The sequence below is a fragment of the Variovorax sp. RKNM96 genome (assembly GCF_017161115.1).
Classification (GTDB): domain Bacteria; phylum Pseudomonadota; class Gammaproteobacteria; order Burkholderiales; family Burkholderiaceae_C; genus Variovorax.
Map to the genome: position 1 here is coordinate 5953958 of NZ_CP046508.1, position 18556 is coordinate 5972513.

Annotated in this window: 18 protein-coding genes; 13 read left to right on the forward strand and 5 right to left on the reverse strand. The window is 65.1% G+C overall.

Annotated elements, in window-relative coordinates; genetic code table 11:
- Nucleotides 1-88: 88 nt before the first annotated feature.
- The 9 genes from rtcR (at nt 89) to GNX71_RS27730 (ending at nt 7400) form a co-directional block, all read left to right on the forward strand.
- Nucleotides 89-1696, forward strand: coding sequence for an RNA repair transcriptional activator RtcR (gene rtcR / locus GNX71_RS27690; protein WP_206175382.1), 1608 nt, complete (start codon nt 89-91; stop codon nt 1694-1696).
- Between the two features lie 16 nt (nt 1697-1712).
- Nucleotides 1713-2240, forward strand: a complete 528-nt coding sequence (locus GNX71_RS27695) for a 2'-5' RNA ligase family protein (RefSeq protein ID WP_206175383.1) — start codon at nt 1713-1715, stop codon at nt 2238-2240.
- A 3-nt stretch (nt 2241-2243) separates the two neighbouring features.
- Nucleotides 2244-2573: a phosphotyrosine protein phosphatase gene (locus GNX71_RS27700; RefSeq protein ID WP_206175384.1), complete on the forward strand. Its 330-nt coding sequence runs from the start codon at nt 2244-2246 to the stop codon at nt 2571-2573.
- A gap of 79 nt (nt 2574-2652) precedes the next feature.
- A complete protein-coding gene (locus GNX71_RS27705; RefSeq protein ID WP_206175385.1) occupies nt 2653-3444 on the forward strand; it encodes a hypothetical protein in 792 nt (263 codons plus the stop codon).
- 9 nt (nt 3445-3453) lie between these two features.
- Nucleotides 3454-4035, forward strand: a complete 582-nt coding sequence (locus GNX71_RS27710) for an exonuclease (RefSeq protein ID WP_241027070.1) — start codon at nt 3454-3456, stop codon at nt 4033-4035.
- Entirely contained in the window at nt 4032-4886 is an 855-nt protein-coding gene (locus GNX71_RS27715) for an alpha/beta hydrolase (RefSeq protein WP_206175387.1), read from the forward strand. The genes GNX71_RS27710 and GNX71_RS27715 overlap by 4 nt, the downstream gene beginning before the upstream one ends.
- Complete coding sequence (locus GNX71_RS27720; RefSeq protein WP_206175388.1) at nt 4883-5818, forward strand: ornithine cyclodeaminase family protein; 936 nt, start codon at nt 4883-4885, stop codon at nt 5816-5818. The genes GNX71_RS27715 and GNX71_RS27720 overlap by 4 nt, the downstream gene beginning before the upstream one ends.
- 252 nt (nt 5819-6070) lie before the next feature.
- Complete coding sequence (locus tag GNX71_RS27725; RefSeq protein WP_013543480.1) at nt 6071-6340, forward strand: hypothetical protein; 270 nt, start codon at nt 6071-6073, stop codon at nt 6338-6340.
- Between the two features lie 364 nt (nt 6341-6704).
- Nucleotides 6705-7400 carry a glycosyltransferase gene (locus GNX71_RS27730; RefSeq protein WP_206175389.1) on the forward strand — a complete coding sequence of 232 codons (696 nt, stop codon included), beginning with the start codon at nt 6705-6707 and terminating at the stop codon, nt 7398-7400.
- A gap of 90 nt (nt 7401-7490) precedes the next feature.
- Here GNX71_RS27730 and GNX71_RS27735 read toward each other — a convergent pair whose 3' ends face one another.
- Nucleotides 7491-7916, reverse strand: coding sequence for a hypothetical protein (locus GNX71_RS27735; protein ID WP_206175390.1), 426 nt, complete (start codon nt 7914-7916; stop codon nt 7491-7493).
- A gap of 263 nt (nt 7917-8179) precedes the next feature.
- On the opposite strand from GNX71_RS27735, the gene GNX71_RS27740 reads away from it, so the two are divergent.
- From GNX71_RS27740 to GNX71_RS27750, 3 genes are all read left to right on the forward strand, one after another.
- Entirely contained in the window at nt 8180-8551 is a 372-nt protein-coding gene (locus GNX71_RS27740) for a VOC family protein (protein WP_206175391.1), read from the forward strand.
- A 7-nt stretch (nt 8552-8558) separates the two neighbouring features.
- Nucleotides 8559-10949, forward strand: coding sequence for a DNA polymerase II (locus GNX71_RS27745; RefSeq protein ID WP_206175392.1), 2391 nt, complete (start codon nt 8559-8561; stop codon nt 10947-10949).
- A gap of 192 nt (nt 10950-11141) precedes the next feature.
- A complete protein-coding gene (locus GNX71_RS27750; RefSeq protein ID WP_206175393.1) occupies nt 11142-11567 on the forward strand; it encodes a hypothetical protein in 426 nt (141 codons plus the stop codon).
- Here GNX71_RS27750 and GNX71_RS27755 read toward each other — a convergent pair.
- The 4 genes from GNX71_RS27755 to GNX71_RS27770 all read right to left on the reverse strand — a co-directional run bounded on the left by GNX71_RS27755 (nt 11545) and on the right by GNX71_RS27770 (nt 16474).
- On the reverse strand, nt 11545-12597 hold the full coding sequence (locus tag GNX71_RS27755) for an RNA methyltransferase (protein ID WP_206175394.1): 1053 nt from the start codon (nt 12595-12597) through the stop codon (nt 11545-11547). The two genes, GNX71_RS27750 and GNX71_RS27755, sit on opposite strands and share 23 nt — an antisense overlap.
- Nucleotides 12598-12681: 84 nt before the next feature.
- Nucleotides 12682-13305: a hypothetical protein gene (locus GNX71_RS27760; protein WP_206175395.1), complete on the reverse strand. Its 624-nt coding sequence runs from the start codon at nt 13303-13305 to the stop codon at nt 12682-12684.
- Between the two features lie 54 nt (nt 13306-13359).
- A complete protein-coding gene (locus tag GNX71_RS27765) occupies nt 13360-13707 on the reverse strand; it encodes a DUF2185 domain-containing protein (RefSeq protein WP_206175396.1) in 348 nt (115 codons plus the stop codon).
- A gap of 1294 nt (nt 13708-15001) precedes the next feature.
- Entirely contained in the window at nt 15002-16474 is a 1473-nt protein-coding gene (locus tag GNX71_RS27770; protein WP_206175397.1) for a hypothetical protein, read from the reverse strand.
- Nucleotides 16475-18036: 1562 nt separating this feature from the next.
- On the opposite strand from GNX71_RS27770, the gene GNX71_RS27775 reads away from it, so the two are divergent.
- Nucleotides 18037-18489, forward strand: coding sequence for an SMI1/KNR4 family protein (locus GNX71_RS27775; protein WP_206175398.1), 453 nt, complete (start codon nt 18037-18039; stop codon nt 18487-18489).
- The last annotated feature ends 67 nt before the right edge of the window (nt 18490-18556 follow it).

Genomic DNA, 18556 nt, shown 5'->3' on the forward strand with positions numbered 1-18556 from the left:
TTTTCCACTCAAAGGCTTTCAGAACAGAAAATTCATCCGGTCTTTATTGGCTGTTCTTATAATTTTGGATAGCCTTTTATCCAGATCAATGAAGAAACCCATCGTCGTCATCGGCTTCCTCGGCACCCAGCTCGATGCCGGCCAGGGCGCGGGCCGCTGGAACAAGTGGCGCCCCACCGTCTCGCTCGCGCAGCACGAGGACATGGTCGTCTCGCGCATGGAGTTGCTCTACACGCTCAGGCACAAGGCGCTGGCCGAAGTCGTGAAGGCCGACATCCAGGCCGTGTCGCCCGAGACCACCGTCAACCTCGTGCCGCTCGACCTCGCAGACCCGTGGGACTTCGGCGAGGTCTACACGCGCCTGTACGACTGGGCGCGTGCCTACACCTTCAACACCGAGCGCGAGCAGTACTGGACGCACATCACCACCGGCACGCACGTCGCGCAGATCTGCATGTTCCTGCTGTCGGAATCGCGCGTGGTGCCCGGTGTGCTCGCGCAGACCTCGCCGCCGAAGAAGCAGCGCGAGGGCGAGGCGGGCAAATGCACGCTGATCGACCTGGACCTCTCGCGCTACGACGTGATCGCGCGGCGCTTCGACGCGGAGCAGCGCGATGCGGTCGCGTTCCTCAAGAGCGGCATCGCCACGCGCAACGCACGCTTCAACGCGCTGATCGACGAGATCGAGCGCGTGGCCGTGCGCTCGCGCGCGCCGATATTGCTGGTCGGGCCGACGGGCGCGGGCAAGTCGTTCCTGGCGCGGCGCATGTTCGAGCTGAAGCAGGCGCGGCACCAGATGACGGGGCCGTTCGTGGAAGTGAACTGCGCCACGCTGCGCGGCGACGGTGCGGCTTCCACCTTGTTCGGCCACAAGAAGGGTTCTTTCACCGGGGCCGCGAGCGATCGGCCGGGGCTGCTGCGCACCGCGAACCAGGGCGCGTTGTTCCTCGATGAAATCGGCGAGCTCGGACCTGACGAGCAGGCGATGCTGCTCAAGGCCATCGAGGAGAAGCGTTTCTTTCCCGTAGGCGCCGACAAGGAAGTGGAAAGCGACTTCCAGCTGATCGCCGGCACCAACCGGGATCTCCGCAGCGATGTGGCGGAGGGGCTGTTTCGCGAAGACCTGTTCGCACGGATCAACCTCTGGACGTATGACCTGCCCGGCCTCGCGCAGCGGCCCGAAGACATCGAGCCGAACGTGGATCACCTGCTTGCCATCCATGCGGCCGAGAACCATCGCGTGGTGCGATTCAACGCCGAGGCACGCACGGCCTACCTGCGGTTTGCGCAAAGCGGCGAGGCGATCTGGAGCGGCAACTTCCGCGACCTCTCGGCGAGCGTGACGCGGCTCGCGACGCTGGCGGATGGCGGGCGGATTCCGGTGGCGCTCGTCGAGGCGGAAATCGCTCGGCTGCGGTGGTTGTGGAAACGCGGCGCGCCGGCAGCGGCGGCCGGTGGCGATGTGGATCTGGATGCGTTGCTGGGTGAAGAGCGCGCGGCTGCGCTCGATCTGTTCGATCGGCTGCAGCTTGAAGCGGTGGTGCGGGTGTGCAGGCAAGCGCGCAGCCTCTCCGATGCGGGACGCCAACTCTTCCAGGCATCACGCGAGCAACGCAGCGTGGTGAACGATGCCGACCGCCTCCGCAAGTACCTTGCGAAACATGGCGTCGAATGGAGTCGCCTCGCCGAGGCCTGAGCTATCCTCCGCGCCGATGCCCATCTCCGCATTCGCCGTGAAGGTTCCCGCCGCCGAGCCGCTTGTCGGAGATTTGCGCCATCGCTACGACGCGACTGTCGCGCTCGGCGTGCCCGCGCACATCACGCTGCTGGTTCCGTTCATGGACCCGGCGCTCATCACGCAAGAAGTGATCGATCACGTGCAACGCGTGCTGCAACGCACGCCGTCGTTCGCGTTCTCCCTCGGCAGGGTCGGCCGCTTTCCCGAGACCGCGTACCTCGCGCCCGAGCCGGCCGCGCCTTTCATCGGCATGACGCTGGCGCTGGTGGAAGCCTTTCCCGATTTCCAGCCTTATGGCGGCGCGCATGCCGACGTCATTCCGCACCTCTCGGTCGCACATGGCGACGCATTCCATGCGGAGGAAGCGGCCATCGAACTGCAGGCGCGGCTGCGCTCATCCGGCGCTTTGCACGCGACTTGCACCGAAGTCGCACTCATCGAGAACTCATCCGGCCTCTGGCAAGACCTCCACGTCTTCCAATTGCCCAACGCCACTGCCTGATTCATGCGCAACGTCCTCTTCATCTGCAGCCGCAACCAGTGGCGCAGCCCCACTGCCGAGCAACTCTGGCGCCGGCACCCGCAGATCGCGGCACGCTCTGCCGGCACCAGCCCGAATGCGCGGCACCGAGTCTCCGTCCACGACATCGAATGGGCCGACGTCATCCTCGTGATGGAAGAAAAACACAAGTCGCGGCTGGTGGCCGAGTTCACGCGGATGCTGGAAGGCAAGCCGATCCATGTGCTCGACATCCCGGACGAGTACAAATACATGGACCCCGAGTTGATCGAAGAACTCGAACGATCGGTTCCATCGATTCTCGGCATCGATTGATCGTTCTACCTGGTCGTGAGTGGACAGAAATCGCCTCGCGGCCACAACAGAAACCACCCACCGTGATTGAAGGAAATCAATGAACTGGCTAGATCGAATCCTCGGAAAGAAATCCCCGACGCAGTCGTCGGATCAGGGAGCGCCCTCGGACCACTCCAACCCTGTAGCGGCTGACTCGGCCCAGGAGGACGAAGTGCCGGATTTCCAGCCCGATCCCGAGATGCAGCGCCAGCTGGAACAGGGATGCGACGCCAGGGCCGCCGTCCTGTCTCGACTCGGCGCGCTCGACACGGACGTTCTCGCGCCCCTGATGAACCCGACGTTCATGGGCGGTCCGAAGTGGCCATCGCTGCGGCAGTCGTGGCGCGTCGTCCGTCGCCCGGCCTCGACGATCCTGGTCAGCGATGGCTTGTCGGACCCTTTCGAAGACGAAGGGATTCCCCTCGGCTTTCGCGTCGAGGTCTGTGCGGAGGCGCCCGAACTCTTCGAAACACCGCATCACAGCTGGCTCTTCGACATGGTCTTCCAGGTCAGTCAGCTCATTGCGAACCACGGCAAGGTGGACGAGCTGCTGCAGAAATACAAGACCCTTTCGACGGTCGTCTCCGTCGGGAGCGTTCCCGCTCACTTTCAGAACGAGAAGGGGCAGGTGGGCGTCATCATCGGCTTCCCCACCGATGCCTTGCCTTCCGGCTTCGACCTGGAGCACGGCAGGGTGCGGTTGCTGGTGATCAAGCTGCTCTTGCCCTCCGAGCTGGCCTACATCGAGAGTGCCGACGATCTCGAAGCAGGCCGAAACAGCCTGGTTGCCATGCTTCAAGGATCGCCGGACGCGCATCTCTCCTCGGTGACGCGAGCCGCGGTCATCTAGCGCCTGCTCTTGTTCACGCCATCCATGACCGAGCTCTACATCAGCACCGACGTCGAATCCGACGGCCCCATCCCCGGCCCGAACTCGATGCTCAGCTTCGGCTCAGCCGCCTACACGGCCGACAAGCAACTCGTCTCCACCTTCAGTGCCAACCTCGAAACCCTGCCCGGCGCGGAGGCCGACCCCAAGACCGCCGCGTGGTGGAAGACTCAGCCCGAGGCCTGGGCCGCGTGCCGCACCGACCTGCAGAACCCGGCGCGCGCCATGAAGAACTACGTGGCCTGGCTCAAGGGCTTGCCCGCGCGGCCGGTGTTCGTGGCCTATCCGGCGGGCTTCGACTTCCTGTTCGTCTACTGGTACCTGATGCGTTTTGCGGGCGAGAGCCCGTTCAGCCACTCGGCGCTCGACGTCAAGTCGTTCGCGATGGCGATGCTCAAGCTCGACTACCGCGACAGCACCAAGCGCGCGATGCCCAAGCGCTGGTTCGACCCGCTGCCGCACACGCACATCGCGCTCGACGATGCGATCGAGCAAGGCGCCCTCTTCTGCAACATGCTCGCGGAAAACCGCCGGGCCGCAGGCCAGCCATGACAGCCCCGATCCGCCGATGGTGGAAGCTCGCGTTGTGCGCCGTGCCGCTCTTCCTGTCCGGCTGCGTCCAGTCGATGTTCTATTACCCCGACCGCGTGCGCTATGAAACGCCCGATGCGCTCGGCCTGCGCTACGAGAGCGTGCAGTTCCAAAGCGCCGACGGCACGCGCCTCACCGGATGGTTCATTCCTGCGGTGGGTCGGCAGAACCCAAAGAACGCCAAGGGCACCGTGGTTCATTTCCACGGCAATGCGCAGAACATGTCGACGCACTGGCGCTTCGTGGCCTGGCTGCCGAAGCAGGACTACAACGTGTTCGTGTTCGACTACCGCGGCTACGGCGAGTCCGAAGGCAAGCCGGAGCCCAAGGGCGTGTTCGAGGACTCCAGCGCCGCGCTGAACTACGTGCGCTCGCGCGGCGATGTCGACCCGCAGCGCCTCTTCGTCTTCGGGCAGAGCCTGGGCGGCACCAACGCGATCGCGGCCGTCGGTTCGGGCAACCGGGCCGGCGTGAAGGCGGCGGCCATCGAGTCGACCTTCTATTCGTACGCGTCGATCGCGAACGACAAGCTCTCGGGCGCGGGCCTGCTGGTGAGCGATGACTATGCGGCGTCGAAGTACGTGGCCGCCATCTCGCCGATTCCGCTGCTGCTGATCCACGGCACGGCCGATGGCGTGATCCCCCACGCGCATTCGCAACGGCTGCTGACCGATGCGCGCGCGCCCAAGCGGCTCATCGAGGTGCCGGGCGCCGGCCACCTCGAGCCGATGTCCGCGCCGCGATTCGGCGCCACCTACCAGCGGGCGTTGACGGATTTCTTCGATGCCGCGATGCGTTCACCGACCCCATGAAGCACTTCGACGAAGCCGCCACCCGCGCGCCATTGGGTTTCGACAAGCTCGTGCCCGCATTGCGCGCGGCCTTCGCGGCCGAGGCGCAGGTGCCGCCGCGCCATGTGCACAGCATCGAGACGGCGGGCGCGGACAAAGGCACCGTGCTCATCATGCCGGCCTGGAGCGACGCCGGATTTCTCGGCATCAAGACCATCAACATCTTTCCCGGCAACAGCGCGCGCGGCCTGCCCGGGCTGCATGCGACCTATGTGCTGTACGACGCGCGCACCGGCGTGCCGCTGGCGATGATGGATGGCAACGAGATCACCGCGCGCCGCACCGCCGCGGCTTCGGCGCTCGGCGCCTCGTTCCTCGCGCGCAAGGATGCGCGCCGCCTGCTGGTGCTGGGCACCGGCCGCATCGCGCGCATGCTGCCGGCCGCGCATGCGAGCGTGCGGCCCATCGACGAAGTGACGGTGTGGAACCACCGCCCCGAAGGCGCCGAAGCCCTGGCCGCGCAACTGCGCGCCGAGGGCTGGAACGCGCGGGCTGCGGTCGATCTGGAAGCCGCCGTGCGCAGTGCCGACATCGTCAGCTGCGCCACGCTGGCCACCGCGCCGCTGGTGCGCGGCGAGTGGCTCGCGCCGGGCTCGCACCTCGACCTGATCGGCAGCTTCACCCCCGCGATGCGCGAGGCCGATGTGCAGTGCTTCGCGGGCGCACGCACCTTCATCGACACGAACGAGGCCTTGCAGAAATCGGGCGACCTGCTCGATGCGATCGCGGCCGGCACCCTGCGCGCGCCAGAGGTGCAGGGCACGCTCGCTGAGTTGTGCCGCGGGCAACGCCCCGCCCGCATGGGCAGCGAGGAACGCACCGTCTTCAAGGCCGTCGGCAGCGCGCTCGAAGACCTGACCGCCGCCACGCTGGTGTGGCAGCACGCGGCCTGACTGCCCCTTGGTTCAGGGTAAGTCCTGATCGTTCAGCGGGGCTGGCGCCCCAACTGGGGGTCATGCGCAAGGGACACTCCATGCAACGAACGCGCGCCGCCGGGAGGCCGGCAGGTTCGCCCATGGCACGAAACTTGAAAGCAGCAAACAGGACCCGGTGTTGGACGACAGCCGCATACGTCATTCGGCTGATAGCGCCCCGCGCCGAGTAGCACTAATCTGCTAATGCGAAGAAATCAGAGAGGCAACCGCATGCTCACCATCCTTCAGAAAGCCAACATCCTCCGCAAGGTGGGGTTCGACGTGCCGGCGCGTCCGGACGACGATCTTTCGACCAACGCCGTGACGGGATCGACCGTCAAACCCGAAGGCATTTCCCAGAAGGCGCACGACTGGGCCAAGGCCATCGAGACGCTGTACGTCGCCTACGTGGCGGCGCGTGCCGCCAAGAGCCTGCGCGATTCCGAGGAAGTGCGGCAGACGGCGATGCTGCAGAAGCTTTCTTCGAAGGCCTACGCCTGAGGCACTGAACCCTTTGCATCGCTCGGCGAGCGATGCAAGAAGAGTGCAGTGCAGCCTGCGGTCGATGCCCACGAGCAGCATCGTCCGCCCCGCACATCAATATGTAGAGCAAGGCGCACCAGGCGCCGCGGCCTGAAGGACTGCTCGGCCGCAAATGGGCGCTCGGCACGGCGCCTGCCTATGGCGGAGCCTGCCGTCACCGCTTAGAGCCGCCGCTAAAACGTGGGAACATCGATGCGGCGCTCGAAGCCGGTGCGCAGCTGCCGAAGGCCTGCAGCCATGAAACGCCGTCACCCAACCCTTGTCGCCATCGCGCTTGCTGCGACAGAACCCTTTCAGGCGCGGTTGCGCGCCCCAGAGAACAATGATCGATATCGTCAGTGCGACAAGATTGCCTGAAGCCGAGTTCTGGGCCAATTCCGCTCTCGGGCAATCGCTGCGTCGGCTCAGTTTCGATGGCCGCTTGAGGCCACGCGTGAGCTTCGAGAACCGGCGGGGCTTGCCCGATGTTTTCAACAGCGCGCTCACGGCGACCGATGCCAATGACATGCTCGTCTTCGTTCATGACGATGTCTGGCTGGAAGACTTCTTCCTGACCAATCGCATCTCGGAGGGATTGCGCGCCTACGACGTCATCGGCCTGGCGGGCAATCGGCGCCTGCCCAAGCAGCATGTGAGCTGGAATTACATCGACACCGACCTTACCTGGGACGATCTTGCGAATCTCTCAGGAATCATTGCCCATGGGCTGCAGCCGTTCGGCCACATCGACTGCATGGGCTCGGTCCCGGCCGACTGCGAGTTGCTGGACGGCGTTTTTCTGGCAGCGAACCGGCACACCCTGCTGGAGAAAGCTGTGCAATTCGATCCGCTGTTTGACTTTCATTTCTACGACATCGACTTCTGCAGAACCGCGCGCCGGCAGGGGCTGCGATTGGGGACATGGCCGATTTCCATCACGCATCAAAGTGATGGCGCTTTCGGAGATGCGCACTGGCGCGAGCTCTATGAGGTCTATGCGCAAAAGTGGGGCGACCAGGCGCCCGCCCTTCGCGGCTAGCGCATGCACCCAAGGTCGCGCACCTCCGAGTTTCCCTGCAGCGGCGGGCCGGTGCGCTCCGACCCACACGCTGGGTGACTGGCCGCTTGCTTACTTGCCTTGCGCCGACTGCAGCACCGGGTTCTGCATGGTCGAGACGACCTTGCTGTTCACGCGCGAGCCGCTGGTCACGTTCTGGTCGGGAGCGGCGGCGGTGGCCATGGCTTCCTGGTAGACCTGGGCCGGATCGCGCTGCGAGGTGAACGGGTCCGCACCGCGCGAGCCGCGCGTCACGTTCTGGTTCGGCGCGTGGGCGGTGTCCACGGCTTGCTTGTTCATGGCTTCGGGATCGGCCGACGAAACGAAGGGATCGGCGCCGCGCGAACCGCGGGTCACGTTCTGGTTCGGTGCATGGGCGGCAGCGACGGCTTCGGCTTCGACTTCCGCGCGGCTGCGGCCGCCGGATTGCTGGGCCTGGGCGGTGGTGACGGCGAGCACCGCGAATGCGGCGGCGAGGGCGAGTTGCGAGGTCTTCATGGTTGGTTCTCTGCGAGTTGTTGGAGGGAGTCGGCCCGCGGATGCGGGAAAACCCTGACCGAGTCTCGCGGGGCCAAAAGGCATATCTGTGACGGCCCCAGGCGGCGCTGGGTTGCCAATTCGGCTGCCGACACGCTGCGCGCGCTTCTGGTACAGAAGTTCTCGAAAACCGATCGGGCCCGGTACATGACAATCCTGCGAACCACCGGATGCGCGCGCACGACGCGACCGCTTCCGAAGCCATCTTCAGCACGAGACACACCATGGAATCGCCACTCGGAACCGTCATCCTCTACGCCAGGGACATGCAGAAATCCGCGGCCTTCTATGCCCGGCATTTCGGCTTCGTCACCAGCGGCGAAGTCGTCGAAGGGCTGATCGAGCTGACGCATCCGGGCGGCGGCGCGGGCATCCTCATCCATCAGGCCGCCAAGTCCGTGAAGCTTGGACAAGTGGGCGTGAAACTGAGCTTTCATGTGAAGGATGTGAAAGCGTTTGCGGCGCAAGCGGCGCTTCAAGGCCTGGTGTTCGGCGCCGTGCATGAAGCCAACGGCTACGCATTCGCCAATGCGAAGGATCTCGACAAGAACTCGATCAGCATTTCGAGCAGGGCACATCGGGGCGCCACAGTTTGACGCGGCCGTGACATCCACCGACCTCCAAGGCTTCATCCTCACTCGCCATTGGCGGGATGCGCCGACCGGCACGGAGATCGAGTACTGGCTCGCAACAGATGCGGGGCCGACCAAAGTGGTCCTGCCCTCCCAGACCTCCGTCGCATTCGTCGCAACCCGGCACCGGACGCAAGTGGAAGCGCACCTCTCGGCCATGCCGGGCGTGGAGGTCCGCGAGCTTGCGCTGAAGACCTTCCACCAGGAACCCGTCGTCGGTGTCTATGCGAAGCACTTCCGCCAGCTCGGTCGGCTGGCACGTGCCCTCCAGGCGCAGGGCATTCCCCTGCTCGAAGCCGATGTGCGCCCGCACGACCGCTACCTGATGGAACGCTTCATCACCGCCGGCGTGCTGGTGGAGGGTGGGCTGGCAGACGGCTCCACCATCGTCGACTGCAGGCTCAAGCCCGCGCCCGAGTACCGGCCGGTGCTGAAGGTGGTGTCGCTGGACATCGAGACGAGCCAGCACGAGGCGCTCTATTCCATTGCGCTGGACGGCATGCAGGAGCGCGTCGTCTTCATGCTGGGCGAGCCGCCACGCGAGTCGAGTGCGCAAGGTGAGCCAGGCGAGCCCATGGACTTCTCGCTCATCTATTGCCCGACCCGCAAGGCCATGATCGAGAAGCTCAACGACTGGTTCGAGCGGAACGACCCGGACGTCCTCATCGGCTGGAACGTCATCCAGTTCGACCTGCGGGCGCTCCAGAAGACCGCCAACGAATGCGGAGTGCCGCTCCTTCTGGGGCGGGAGCGCCGGCCCATCGAATGGCGCACGCATCCCGGCAAGCAGGGCTACCTGTTCGCGCCCACGCCCGGCCGGGTGATCATCGATGGCATCGACGCACTCAAGGCGGCTGTGTGGAGCTTTCCTTCCTTCAGCCTCGAGACCGTCTCGCAGGCGCTGCTGGGCGAGGGCAAAGCCATCGGCGACGACTACGACAAGATGGCGGAGATCGAGCGGCGCTACCAGGAAGACAAGCCTGCGCTCGCGCTCTACAACATCCGGGACTGCGAGCTGGTCCTGCGCATCTTCGACAAGGCCAAGCTGCTGCAGTTCGTGATGGAGCGCGCCCAGACCACGGGCCTGCAGGCCGACCACTTCGGCGGCTCCATTGCCGCGTTCAGCCACCACTACCTGCCCCGGATGCATCGCCTGGGCTACGTGGCGCCGAACGTCGGCGAGATTGCGAGCAAGGCCTACCCCGGCGGCTACGTGATGGACTCGAAGCCGGGGTTCTACGACTCCGTCGTGGTCCTGGACTACAAGAGCCTCTACCCCTCCATCATCCGGACCTTTCTTGTCGACCCCGTGGGCCTCGTGGAAGGCTCCGCTGCCGCCGACCCGGCGACAGCCGTCAAAGGGCCGCAAGGCACCGTCTTCTCGCGCGAGAAGCACTGCCTGCCCGAGATCGTGACCACGCTCTGGCGCGCGCGGGACGAGGCCAAACGGGACAAGAACGAGCCGCTGTCCCAGGCCCTGAAGCTGCTCATGAACTCCTTCGCCGGCGTGCTCGGCGCGACCGACTGCCGCTTCTTCAATCCCAAGCTGGTGTCCGCCATCACCCTTCGCGGCCACGAGATGATGAAGCTCACGCGCGAATTCGTGGAAAAGCGGGACTACGAGGTCATCTACGGCGACACCGACTCCATCTTCATCTGGCTCCGGCGCACCCACACCAACGAAGAAGCGCACGCCATCGCGGCCACCCTGGCGCGAGACATCAACGCGTGGTGGACGCACTCCCTTCGCGAAGCGCACGGCCTTGCGAACTTCCTCGAAATCGAGTTCGACACCCACTACAAGAAGTTCTTCATGCCGACCATCCGTGGCTCGGATGTGGGCAGCAAGAAGCGGTATGCGGGCCTGAGCGTCGACGCCAAGGGCAAGGAGGAAATGGTCTATCGGGGCCTGGAGATGGCCCGCAGCGACTGGACCCCGCTGGCGCGCCAGTTCCAGGAGGGCCTGCTCTCGCGCATCTTTCACGACGAGCCCTACAAGGCGTTCGTGACGGACTATGCAGAGGCGCTGCTGGCGGGCGAGATGGACGACCTGCTCGTCTACCGCAAGCGCTTGCGCCACCGCCTCGATGCCTACCAGGTCAACGTACCGCCGCAGGTGCGGGCAGCGAGGGTGGCCGATGACTACAACGCCCGGGTCAACCGCCCGAAGCAATACCAGAACGGCGGCTGGATCCGCTACGTCATGACCCAGGGCGGGCCCGAGCCCATGGAGGCTCGCCAGTCCCGAATCGATTACGAGCACTACCTGAGCAAGCAGCTCCAGCCAATTGCCGACGCCATCCTCCAGCCGATGGGCGAGAGCTTCATGGCCTTGACGACGGCGCAGCAAGGTCTTTTCTGACCAGGCCGGCCGGGTTCGGGCGCCATCGAGGCAACTAAATAGAAGCCCCCTTGCCTTGTCCCCCCAGATAGACGCCCAATCCGTATCGAACGCGTCACGGGGTATTTCTCAAATCGAAATTACCGCATTGCGGAACCTGAGCGGGACCGCTTCGCGCAGAACATTCCATCGCAAAAATGGAGAAAAACCAAGATGTCCGCTGCCATGTTCGCCGCCCTGTTCTTCACGGTGGCCCTCCTCGTCACCACGGCTTACTTCATCATGGGCTCCATCCCGCTGCTGGTGCTCAAGCACGACACGCCGCTCGACGCCCGCTTCGTGCGCGGCTTCTTCAACCTCTACTACGTCGGTGCGTGCATCACGGCCAGCGCGACGGCGATCAGCTTTGCGCTTGCGGGTCGCTTCGGCATCGCGGCGGGTGCCGCGGCGCTGGCAGTGATGGCCATCGTGCTGCGCAAGAAGGTGATTCCCAAGATGGACGCGCTCGGGGAGCAGATCAAGTCCAACTACATGGACGCGATTCCGGGGTTCCGCAAGACGCACATCACCGCCATCCTGATCAACCTCGCCCAGCTCGTGGTGATCGTGTGGACGCTCATTGCGGTGAGCCGGCAGTAGCAGCAGCGCCTCTTCGAAGCACCACCGGCGCGCCTCCGGCAGCGCGCGCCCTCAGCTGACCGCAGCCGCCATCGACATCCTGCCCCGCCGAATCGCGCAGCTTCGTCAAAATGCCCCGCTGGTGCAGCGTGCGCGCGATCTGCTCGCAGCGCTCCCACGACGGCCGGCTGAACGAAACGCCATCGACCGCGTTGAACGGAATCATGTTCAGCACGCCGTACTTGCCCGAGAGCAGCTTGACGATGCCTTCGATCTCGTCTTCGCCATCGTTCACCCCTTCGAGCAGCGCCCACTGGTACTGGATCGGGTAGCCGGTGGCCCGCGCATAGCGTTCGCCCGCATCGACCAGCTCCTCGGGCGTCATGTTCGGCGCACGCGGCAGGAGCGTCTTTCGCAAGCCGGCCTTGGTCGTGTGCAACGACAGCGCGAGCGCAGGCTTCACGCGCTCCTGCTGCAGCCGCTCGAACGCACGCGGATCGCCCACGGTGGAGAACACCAGGTTCTTGTGGCCGATGTTGCCCACCGTGCCGAGCAGTTCGATCGCCTCCATCACGTTGTCCAGGTTATGGGCCGGTTCGCCCATGCCCATGAACACGACCTTGCGCACCGGCCGGCGCATGCGCGCGAGCGCGACCTGCGCAATGATTTCTGCGCTGCCCACCTGGCGCAGCAGTCCGTCCCGGCCCGTCATGCAGAACTGGCACCCCACGGCGCATCCGACCTGCGACGAGACGCACAGGCCATCGCGCGGCAGAAGCACGCTCTCCACGGTCTGGCCGTCCGCGAGGGCGACCAGCAGCCGCTCGGAACCATCCGCGCCGGGGTGCACCGTGTGGATGCGCGCGAGCCCCGCCAGCTCGGCCTCGATGGCCGGCAGGGCTTCCATCAATGACGACGGAAAGAAGCTGTGCGGCAGGCGCCGGCCGCTGTCGCGCGGCAGCGCGTGAGACCACAGCCGCAGGATGCGCTGCTCGTGGCTCGGGCCCGCGCCGGCTTCGCGGAGGCGCCGTTTCAGTTCGTGGATGCGCATGGGCTGCGTTGGGGGATGGCTGGTGGAGAGGGCGTGCTGGAGGTGTCAGCGATCCATCTGGTGCCCGATTTTCCCTCAACCCCTTCAGGCCGATTTCTCGACCTTTTCGACGGCGCGCCGCCCCGCATTGGCAACCTGGGAATGAGGATGCGTCGCGCACATCCTCGCAATCGGCGCGAGCGCCTGGCCCGGCCGCCGCGCGATCTCGATGGCCACGGCCTCGCCGAGATAGAAATCCTCGTCCGTCGCAAGCCGCTCCAGCAGCGCGAGGTCGCTCAGGTCGAGCGAAGGGATCAGCGCGGTCACCACATCGGTCAGCGTGCCATCGTCGAGCAGGCGATGAACCAGGTCGCTCAACGCGGGCTGGTCGTGCGCCACCGGCGAGGCTTCGGGGTGAAAGTCAGAGATATCGTCCCCTTGCTCGGCAGCCTCCCGCGCCGCCGCCAGAAAGTCTTCGAGCGAATCGAAGACCACGCGGCTCTGCCCGTCGTGGGCCAAGTAGAGCACGCACCCTTCCAGTGGCGCCCTTCCCAGCAACAGATGGTGGTCGCTCGTGTCGGGATCGTCGAGCACGAGGCCTTGCAGTTCGTCGACGATGGGCTGCCCGCTGAAGGCCTCGGTCAGTTCGCTCGCGCCTTCCATCGGCAGCAGGCCGAGCGCGGAGAAAAGCGGATCGTCGATCGCGTCGAAGTATTCGTCTGGCGTCATGGCGTTGGCAATCTGTCGGGCGAGAACGGTTGCGAGGGATGCGGATGCCGTGTCTCAGCCGCGCGGCCTGAAACCGAACACCTCTTTCCAGGCCGCATCCGCGCTGTCGCGCTCCCACGCCGAGCCGACGGGCTTGTCCGTGACTTGGCTCAACGTGGGGTCCATCTTGAGGAAGGAGTTCAGGGGGCAGATCTTCGGCGGGTTGTCATCGAGCACGCCTTGGCTCTCCCTGCCGCTCAGAAAGATCCAACCCGAATCGTGCGGGTTGTTCGGCTTCACCCGGTAGGCAAAGCACACTGGCAATCGGGCCGGTCCCATGACCTGGTCCGACGCCAGGACCAGCGGCGCGAGCGCGGCGAACTTGTCTTCCCACGGCTCTTTCTTCTTTTTGAATGGCCACATGTCGATACCTCCCTGGTTCAGTGTTTGGTGCCCTTGACTCGCTCGATCAGCTTGCGCGCAAACCGCCCCAGCGTCATCGGCCCCAGCCGGTGATTGAGCCGCGCCTTCTGCGCTTCGGGCATCTGGTTGCCGAAGCGCCGCAGCGTGTCCCTGATCGTCGTGAACTCCTCTTCGTGCTGGCCCAGCAGGCCCTGCGCCTCGGCCAGCCGCTCGCTCGCGTTGATGACGCGCTCGCGCAGCTGCGCATCGGTGCTGTCGCCGAAGCGGGCGATGAGCGTCTTGTAGACCTCGGCGCGCCCCGCCTGGTTGCCCTGCTGGCCGAGCACGCTCGCCTTGTCGATCATCGCCTTGGCCACCCAGACCTGCAGCGCGACATCCTTCGCGTCTTCTTCGCGGCCGATGAGCCGTGCGTAGCTTTCCAGCGCGGCGTCGACGTCGCCGGCCTGCTTGTGGGTCAGGCCCTGGCAACAGAACGCACGCGCCACGCGACGGCGAAGATCGATCACGTTGGAGCTGCCCCAGCGCGCAATGATGTCGCTGTAGACCGCCTGCTCTTCCTCGTGCCGCCCGAGCTTGTCGAGCGCCGCGCTCTTGTAGCCCAGGCACAGCGCCACGCGCTCCTGGATCGACATCGACAGCTCTTCGCCATAGCGCGTGTCCATTTCTTCCGCGCAGGCGATCACGCGCTCCAGCTGGCCGAGCTGCTGCTGCATGTAGGTCTTGTTGGTCAGCGCGCGCGAGCACTGGTTGCGCAGCTCGGGGTGGCTGGCCTCGATGTGCTCGGCCAGCACCTGGTCGGTCAGCTCGATGCCTTCGCGCTGCTTGCCGGCTTCGCCGAGTTCGTAGCCCCGCGTGATCGTTGCACGGATTTCATCGAGCTTGTCGACGGGCAGGTCCGGAAAGTCGCCGCCGAAATCCGCGCCCGAGAGTTTGTCGAGCGTGACAAGACAGGTCTGCCGGCTCGCCGCCGCCTTCGACAAGGTGTCGCGCATCGCCTCCGAGGTGATGTTCCGAAAGCGCGCGACGATCTCGTCGTACACCACCAGCGCCTCCGCCGGGCGGTCCACGAGCTTGAGCAGCAGGTAGCCCTTGTTGAGCAGGGCGCTGGCCACGATCTGGAGCACCTGTTCGTCGCTCTCGTCGGCCGTGAGCGCGAGCAGGCGGTCGTAGGCCGCGATCGCTTCTTCGAAAGCCTCGGCCTCGCGCAGTTCGTGGGCGTTGGAGTACAGCGCATCGATCACTTGCCTGCGCAGATCCGGCACCGCATCGCGTCCGAAATCCGCAGCCAGCGCGTTCAGCATCGGCGCCTGGACATCGGCCGGCTCGTCGCGCAGGGCCATGATCTGCAGGCGCGCGTGGACGGCTTCCTCGCGCAGCGCCTGGCTCGCGCTCGCATCGACGCCCGATGCAGCCGCTTCGTACAGCGCGATCGCTTCGTCGTTGCGGCCGTCCCCGCGCAGCACGCTGGCGGGGCCATGGCCCCGCGCGTCGCGGTCAGCAGCAATGCGGCGTCGGTCTCGCCGGTGTGCCTTCCGAAGCGCGCGTGCACCGCACCGAACATGGCGGCGGCATCTTCCGAACGGTCGATATCGCGCAGCGCCTGGCCGCGCGCCATGCCGGCGCGCGCCACCCAGCGCCGCACCGGCGTAAGCGTCGAATTGTCGAAGCGCGCATCGAATGCATCGCAAACGGGCAGCACGTCTTCGGGCTCCTCAGCGTCGTAGGCGGTGCGGCACATCACCTCGGCCATCAGCTCCTCGATGTCGGCGCCGGTGTGACGGCTGAAACGCGCGATGAGCGCGCTGCGCACCGCAGGGACTTCGTCGTCCCGCTCGAGGCGAAACAGCACATGCGTCTTCAGCGCCATCGCGCGGCAGGCGCGCAGCGCGACACCGGGCAACTCGTCGGCAAGGTGCGCGGCCAGCACGTCGTCGCAGGCCGCCAGCGCCAGCGCGTACTCGCCCGCATCGTCGAGCATGTCGGCGCGCAGGAACCCGGCGCGCGCATGCACTTCGCGCACCGCCTCGCGCGGATCGCCCGCATAGGCCGCGAGCACTTCGTCGAGCATCGGAATGGCCTCTTCGACGCGCCGGCCGGCTTCGGCCAGTCCCATCGCCTGCGTGATGCGCGCATGGCCGACGCGCGCGGCTACGGAAGGCTCGGGCGCATGGGCCAGGTCTTGCCAGACGGCATCGAAGGCCTCGCGCGATGCGCCCGGGTAGTCGAGATCGGCGAGCAGCTCGCCGCGCCAGATGCGGGCGCGCGCCACGATCTCGCGCGTGGCCTCGGGTGCATCGTTGGCGTAGCGGCGGACGATGTCTTCGCAGCTGCGCACCATGTCGACCTTGGCGAACGCACCGCCCAGCGAGCCGGCCACAACCGCGCGCTGGAAGGCGGCGTGGGCCACCCAGGTGCGGACCTCGGCGGTGCTCGCGTCGGCGAAGCGGCGCTCGACTTCTTCGTACGCCGTGATCTCGGGTTTGGCCTCGCCGATGGCGCGCCATGCCAGGCCCTTGGCGTTGAACGCCTGCGCGATCCAGAGCGCGCGCCCTGCGGGGGCGGCATCGGCATGCGCGATCAATGCGTCGCACAGTTCGACGCGCTCGCGGTGCAGGCCGAGCTGCGCGAGTGCTTCGCCCTTGCGCAGCCAGGCTTCGTAAAGATGCTCTTCGAGCAACGGATCGTTGGCGGCGTGCAGGCGGTCGATCACCTGGTCGGCTTCGGCGATGCTGGCCAGTGCTGCAGCTTCGACTGCGGTGGGGGTCAATCGGGGTCCTTCCCTTCCTGCGTGCTGGGGCGACACGCTGTGCGCCTGTTTTTTGCGGGCAGAGCGGACTTTAATGGAAGGCCAAGGAGGCGATGAGTAGGACGCTGGCGGCAGTTCGAACTCGCCGGACATCGGCCTCGCAGCGCCAGCAGACGCCCAACTTGACGGGCATTGCGCCGACCGCGCACATTGCCCTCGCCTCGTGATGAGCGGGGCCGGGTTTGACAGCCCACCCACATCTGCGACGAAAGCCGCAGTCACTGCACAGGGTCTGCGGCTTATCGCTGTATCGCTGGGCCTACTTCATGCACGCATTGAAGGTCAGTGCGAGTCATTGACGGGGTAGCAGCGACGTACAACCTTGACACGTACGGTTGCGGGCATTTCGGCCCATCCGCGAAGGCAGTGGGACCGGCTACAGTCGGCCAGGGGCAGCCCTTCAACGTGAGGCATCAAGTGTGACAAGCAGCATTGGGTTTTACGCAAGTCAGACGGACCAAGGAGCATTGGACAACTTTGCCGCATCACTTGGACTCCGTCTCGTTTCGCCAACGCTGGGGCAACCTGTCAACAGCGCTGAGCTGGGTCCGTTTTGCTTCCTGACTGCTGTCGAGGAATCCGACCTGCATCCCTATGGGTTACCCCCAGTGCGCTTGACTGATGCACTTGACCCAATGCTTGGCTACATGCGGAGCTACTTCAAGAGTCCATACCTTGTATGTGGACACATCCAATACAGCGATGACGTTCGAGTACTCGCTCAAGCGACTCGACCTTACTACTCGAAGTTGTCTGGCTGGATAAAGGCTAAATGGACCCGCTTACCTGGTGGTGGCTTTTACATTGGCGATGAGGCGCAACGACTTGTGGAGGCCGGCGCGCAATTGGTCAATGCGCTGCCTGGAACGTATGAGTTCCAACGCATTGCAGTCCCTGCAAGTAAAAGTCGATGAGGCCGTTGTCGGCCAACACCAGTCGTTCGCAACGTCGGGGAAAACTCGGCCAAGAACCGTCGCTCGCAGTTGCGAGGAAGGAATGTGATTGCGGAACATCTTGAATGGGGCTGTTTACTACTGGCGCCGACGTGTCGTCGCCAGACCGCGTTGCGCGATCGCGTTAAGTGCAGTTTTCTTTGGCTTGGCCGTCCTCCTGGAATTTCTGGCACCCCCGCTGCTTTTGCTCGGCTGGGTTGTGATCGGAATAGCGTTCCTTGTCGGCGACATGGCGGCGCAAGTACAGGTTGCGCGCTGCCCCCACTGCGGAATATTGATAAACCCCGCACCCTCTCACACCACGACCTGCCCAGGTTGCCGGAGAACTATTTTCGGAGGGTAGCTTTGCGGGGATTGGTGGGCGACGACTATGAAGCGGATCAGATGGCCGCCGCGGGTAAATGCAGCGACCGGCTGCCGTCGGCCAACACCGGACGTTCAGGACCTCGGCCCAAATTTAGTCAGAAACCAGCCACGTTTTTTGCTCCGATGCTCACCGACGCACTCTTCAGTCTGCTCCCGCGCCCCTCTCGGCCGAGAGAGCAAGGCACTGCGGCCGAATGGGGGGCCGTGACGTCCAAGCTTGGCGGACCGCTGCCCACTGACTACATGCAGTTCGTTGACCACTATGGCTCGGGGACCATCAACGGATTCCTGACCGTCTTCAATCCTTTTAGCGCGAACCCACACGTGAATTTGCTGGACCAAGTATTCGTTCAGCTTTCGGCGCTGCGCGAACTTCGGACCAATTTTCCGAACGAGTTCGAGTTCCCGCTCTTCTTTGAGCCGGGCGGCCTTCTACCCTGGGCCGCTTCCGCTGATGGAGACGTGTTCTTCTGGAGCACCGCCGGGGAGAGCGGTGCGTGGGAGGTTGTTACGGTGCCGCGCAGCGATTCGCCCGAACGGTTCAAGCTGAGCATGTCGCAGTTTCTCGCGCGAGGATTGACCGGCCAGGTCAGGTCGGCGGCCTTACCTCAGTATTTCGCTTCGGGAATGGGCTCATTTGAGCCGCACCCTGCGTGAGGCAAACTTCGGCAGACGGCCAAGAGCGGACGTTGACCTCTGAAGACGAATAGGTGAATTGATGGCG